4 protein-coding genes are annotated in these 4,978 nt (G+C 40.1%); 1 reads left to right on the top strand and 3 read right to left on the bottom strand.

Annotated features, from left to right (window positions below):
- The 3 genes from HWQ37_RS34055 to HWQ37_RS34045 all read right to left on the bottom strand — a co-directional run.
- Positions 1–999 (bottom strand): T3SS effector HopA1 family protein (locus tag HWQ37_RS34055; RefSeq protein ID WP_292755735.1); only part of this gene is annotated, 999 nt, incomplete at its 3' end.
- Between the two features lie 90 nt (positions 1,000–1,089).
- Positions 1,090–2,331 (bottom strand): phosphotransferase family protein, encoded by a 1,242-nt coding sequence (locus HWQ37_RS34050; RefSeq protein WP_292755734.1) that lies wholly within the window; start codon positions 2,329–2,331, stop codon positions 1,090–1,092.
- 770 nt (positions 2,332–3,101) lie between these two features.
- Positions 3,102–3,422: a TMEM14 family protein gene (locus HWQ37_RS34045; RefSeq protein WP_292755733.1), complete on the bottom strand. Its 321-nt coding sequence runs from the start codon at positions 3,420–3,422 to the stop codon at positions 3,102–3,104.
- 87 nt (positions 3,423–3,509) lie between these two features.
- On the opposite strand from HWQ37_RS34045, the gene HWQ37_RS34040 reads away from it, so the two are divergent.
- Positions 3,510–4,859, top strand: coding sequence for an ATP-binding protein (locus HWQ37_RS34040; RefSeq protein WP_292755732.1), 1,350 nt, complete (start codon positions 3,510–3,512; stop codon positions 4,857–4,859).
- The last annotated feature ends 119 nt before the right edge of the window (positions 4,860–4,978 follow it).

The raw sequence follows: 4,978 nt of genomic DNA, 5'->3' as shown, positions 1-4,978 counted from the left end.
AACCCTCATCCGTTCCTCCATTGCATTTTTACCTTTTTGCCAAGCTTCTAATAAAGCATTAGCGACGATTTGGCAACGGTTCATCCCAAAACTTTCTTGTGCTGCAAATTTTTCGGTTGGTTCTTCGGCTAAACCTAACCCTGGTGCTAAAAATTTGGTAAACAAAGGAATTTCGGGCTGGAAATGGGATTGATTTTCGATATAAACAGTCTGAAGGATTGTGCGGATTGCTGGATAGTCGGGGAGTTCAAAGTAAAGCAGCCCTGAATCATAGCGCCCGTATGCAGAGGGGTTGTGGAGAACCTGAAAACTAAAAGGAATCGAGGCTGCATTTAGTTGCAGTGTCAAGCTTTCCATGAGAGCGATCGCACCAGATGCCGTAAAGTTAAAGTAGATTCGCCCTGCTCCTAAATCAGCATCTGGGTTACTTTGCCGTCCCTGTCCAACATTGCTAACCGCTAAGTAACAGCCGTTTTGCAGTCGATTTTTGGGCATCCAGATTGCTACCATATCACCCACTTTGGTAGATTTCTGACTGGATTTTAGATGGCAGTCTGGCTCAACATAAAGTGTTAAACCGCCTTTAGTCACCGCCATAGTCCCATCAGGTTCTTTTCGCAACACCTGCCATCGAGGGTCAAAGTAACCTATGCCGTGATTACTGGCGTGCAGTTGTTCGTAAAAGTCCCAGTCAATTTCCAAAATAGAATTATCTGCTAAATTATGCTTTTGCGGGCGATTAGTATTATCACTATTGACTGCCAAAGTACTTTGGAGAGAGCCATTGTAATAGATTCCATAGAGAAAATTTCGTAGCAGGAGAGTCAGATACTTCTGTTGTAAATCTACAGAATTTTGCTGAAATCTATCGGCTATTTTAGTGGGCAGGGCAAATGGTTGATAATTGGGATGGTAAATACAAAAGTTAGACTCAATTTGGATATTCTGAGCAATATCAAATAGAGAATTTAGCGATTGATTGATAGAGGGATTTAGCATTAATCTATTCAGAAATCAAACTTTAAAAAAGAGAATTCAGGAGTCAGAATTCAGAATCCAGAATTAAATTCTGTGTTACCAGTGAGGGTATTAACAACCACGTAGCTGAGTTTTTTCGTAATAAATACGAAGTAACTGCTGCTCCTTTACAGGCTGAGGAAATTTATGGATTTTTCCCACAGGATTCAGAATTTCTGATTCTGATATCCCGAAGATGGTCAGTATACCTTGCTCTGGCATTGTAAGTAAACTTTTAGCTACTTGGAGCATACAAAGTTGAGTATTATTAAAGTGTTTCCGGCACGTAATCATATCTTGAATTTGATGAATTAGTGCCAGCCCTGCAAATTGAATAACGCGCAAAATAAAGTCACGCTGGTATTCTAAAATCATCGGAAAAGCATTCACATAAGCCCTAATTATGGCAATAAGTGAAGGTTGTAAAATCTCTAATGGTGTTAACGCCAAATGTAGAGATTCTTGTAACTCAATGGTGGGGTCTACTACCAGACTCTTGAGCCAAATTTCTAAATAGCTTGCCAGTAAAGTTCCTAAATCAAAGGCTGGGTCTCCCCAAGAACAAGCTTCCCAGTCAATTAGTCGGATTAGAGAATTGTCTAGTTGTTCCCACCGGGAATGAACTAAAATGTTGTTCAATTTCAGGTCGTTGTGAGTTAAGCAGCAAGGATTCCAGCTATATGCCAAATCTGCGATCGCAGATGACAAACTCTCGTATTGTTGATAGAGAACATAGAACTTTAGTGCATCCGTGGGAACATTCCCAAAAATCTCTGGCCCAATTGACCCTACCCCTTGCGCCGGATTGTAAAACCCATAGCGAAACTCTCCTTCGGGAGCAGTTGCCATAAAATCCCGATATTCTCGGCGGTTGTAGGTGGCGCGATGGAGTCCCGCCAAAGTTGTGCCGATGGCAGAGGCAATTTCTTGTGGAAAAATCTCATTGTTGTGGTAAAATTTCGCAAGCTCTAGATATTGATTCAAGTAGCTACGGACAAGAATCGAATTTTCTTCGTCAAAATGCACTACCAATGGCGCGATTGCTGAAGTATTACCTAGAACTGGAAACTGTTGTAGCAACTGGTGAAACAGCCACTCCTGAAACAATTCATGAGGCGCGCCGTCATTTTTTTTAACGTTACGTTCTTGTTTCAGGAGCAGTTGGCGATTATCTGCTAAATTCACTAGTAAATTGAAATTTTTCTGACTGCTTCTTGGCAACTCAGATTTGTCTGATGTGCAATCTTCTGAGCTACACAGACCCGCGTCTTGCAGATACTGGCTAACATTATGAGAAGACAGTGATAATACCATGTATTATTTCCTACTTCGTTAAATTACTTAAACTTATTTGTGTCAAATTTGCTTGGTCTTAAGAGTTCTCAGTAGATAGGACTAATGCAAGAAGGGAAATGTAAATAACAATAAAGATTTGTACAATCTACTAATATCCCATATTTGGGAGAAAAACTTGCCAAAATGGCACCAAGTCCTTTGCAATTCCTTTAAAATTTGCTGCAATATACTGTGACATCTTTACACTTTATCAGCATAGTTACTTAGACACATCTAGAGTAAGTTTTGTAGTAGAGCCTTTTGATGTGGCTCCATCTCCTTTTGTTGTGGCAAAGAAGCATCCCCAGCAAAAAAAACTGATTGGCGGCAGAGTTGTTTGATGTTCAGTAGTCATCCTGAAAGCGGCGAAGAATTTCAGTAATCCTTCGCAGTACGAAGCATGACATTTAATGGTATTACTTTTATTTATCATCACAAAGCCAAAAAAACCGGACTTTTTAGGCAATTAGTAATTATTTTTTTCTTTAATTTTCATAGTTGATGTCTGGAAATATTGTTATCACGTTATTTTCGTCACCTACAAATTGTAGATGACTATAGGCGATCGCAAACAAAGTCTACATGAGCGCATCTTATACAACTGCACTTTACTGCAACTGGCAATTGCTGTAGTTGTTTTCAAGTGCGTAACAAGTCACAGTAATATAAATGTACTAATATAATTCAAAGCAGGGAAAGTTATGCGATACCAAAAAAACAGGAGGGCGGTTATTGCTTAGAAACTAATGCTACCTTAAAGCCACAAATTGATTCAGCATCACCGCCAATGCCAGCACACCCAAAATCGTCATTAATCCCGCCGGCATAAACTTACGTGTTTTTGCCAGTCGAAATGCAAAGAAAACTACTAAAACAGCAGTAACTAAGACTGCTAAAATCGCACCCCAGGTTTGTCCTTGGAGTTGAAAGTAAGCGGCAAGTATTAGTAATAAACCGCTAATACTACCACTTAGGAGTGAAACTCTACTTGTAGCTTGAATGTAACCAATAACCCCACCAACAATCGCTAATATGCCGTAGGCAAAAGCAGCAACTATACTTAAATTCATTGTTAAAACCTATGTAGACTTTGACTTTACTGCCAGGGTCAGCAGACAATTTACCATAGCTATTTAGCTATACCACACAGTTGATTGATGGATAATCAAGCGATACCAATGGCAAGTACTTCCTTATATACAAAGGTTCAATATCTCCAGCGCCAAGCAGCCTCACTTTTACTTTACCAATCTGTTCTGCAAGGCGAAGTCGGGATGGCATTTCTGGAACTGTTGCAAGCTATACGTTACACTAACACCGATGCACGGGGTTGTCTCCAAGCCTACGGCAGTTACTTCCACGCTTTAGCTGCTAGAAATCAAAACTGGGAAGACTATTTAATTATTCAAATTCTCTTCTCTGAGAATCCTTTTACAAAGCTGGCGGGAGTCCGAGAATTTGAAGATTTGTCCCCAGCTTTAGTAGCAGCAGTTCAGCATGATTTACAAATATTGCAAAGTCTCTATGAGTGTAGCAGCGCTTTTTTGAGCGAGTGGGTACAAGATGTAGCTTATATGCCGATTTCACCAGTAGTGTGGTATAAAGAGCAAGAATTGGCAGGAGTAGAGACAAAGTTCACTACATATCTACAAGAGTTAGATAATTGGGGTGATGCTGTAGAAGAGTTAGCAGCTTATTATCAGCAATGTGGCTCTGGTTTATTTGCCGAATATCGCGCTTTACGCTGGCAATCTGGGCAGTTTATCGGTATCAGGTATTCTGACCCCGTTAAACTGAGTGCCCTTGTCGGTTACGAATCTCAAAAAGATGCTTTGCTGAAAAATACAGAGTTTTTATTATCAGGAGAGATGGCACTGCATGTATTACTTTACGGTAGTCGCGGTTCTGGCAAATCTTCTTTAGTAAAATCTTTGTTGAATGAATTTAGCAATCGCAGCCTCCGCTTATTGGAAGTGGCAAAATCTGATTTAAAAGACTTACCAAAAATTGTGGAACATTTACGGGGTGTGTCACAAAAATTTATTATCTTTGTCGATGACCTTTCATTTGAAGAAGATGATGATGCCTTTAAAGCTCTCAAGGTAGTTTTAGAAGGTAATTTAACGGCGAGGCCTCAAAATGTAGCAGTGTACGCTACCTCTAATCGCCGCCACCTGATTCGGGAGTTTTTTGTGGATAGACCGACTCCCAAGGATAACGAGGAAATCCATGCTTGGGATACGATGCAGGAGAAGCTTTCGTTTAGCGATCGCTTTGGTTTAACCTTGACCTTTGAACCAGCTAATCAAAAAACTTATTTAAAAATTGTACAACATTTAGCCGCCCAAGCTGAAATTAATATTACCCAAGAAGATTTGGAATTTCAAGCATTACAATGGGCAACTCGCCATAATGGTCGTTCTGGACGTACAGCACGGCAGTTTGTTGATTTTTTAAAAGCAGATTTAAGACTTTTTCATGAAAATAACAATACATCCAACACCTAGCAGTAAATATTTATCTATGTGTTTTTTAATTACGAATTACGTTAGCGTAGCGGTAGCGAGTCCGCGATAGCGAAGCGTTAGCGACGCAGGAGCGTCGCGTCATTACGAATTACGAATTA

The sequence above is a fragment of the Nostoc sp. NMS4 genome (assembly GCF_017115095.1).
In the GTDB taxonomy this organism is placed as follows: domain Bacteria; phylum Cyanobacteriota; class Cyanobacteriia; order Cyanobacteriales; family Nostocaceae; genus Nostoc.
The sequence above is the reverse complement of the archived record's forward strand: the minus strand, read 5'-3'. Positions and strand labels throughout refer to the sequence as shown.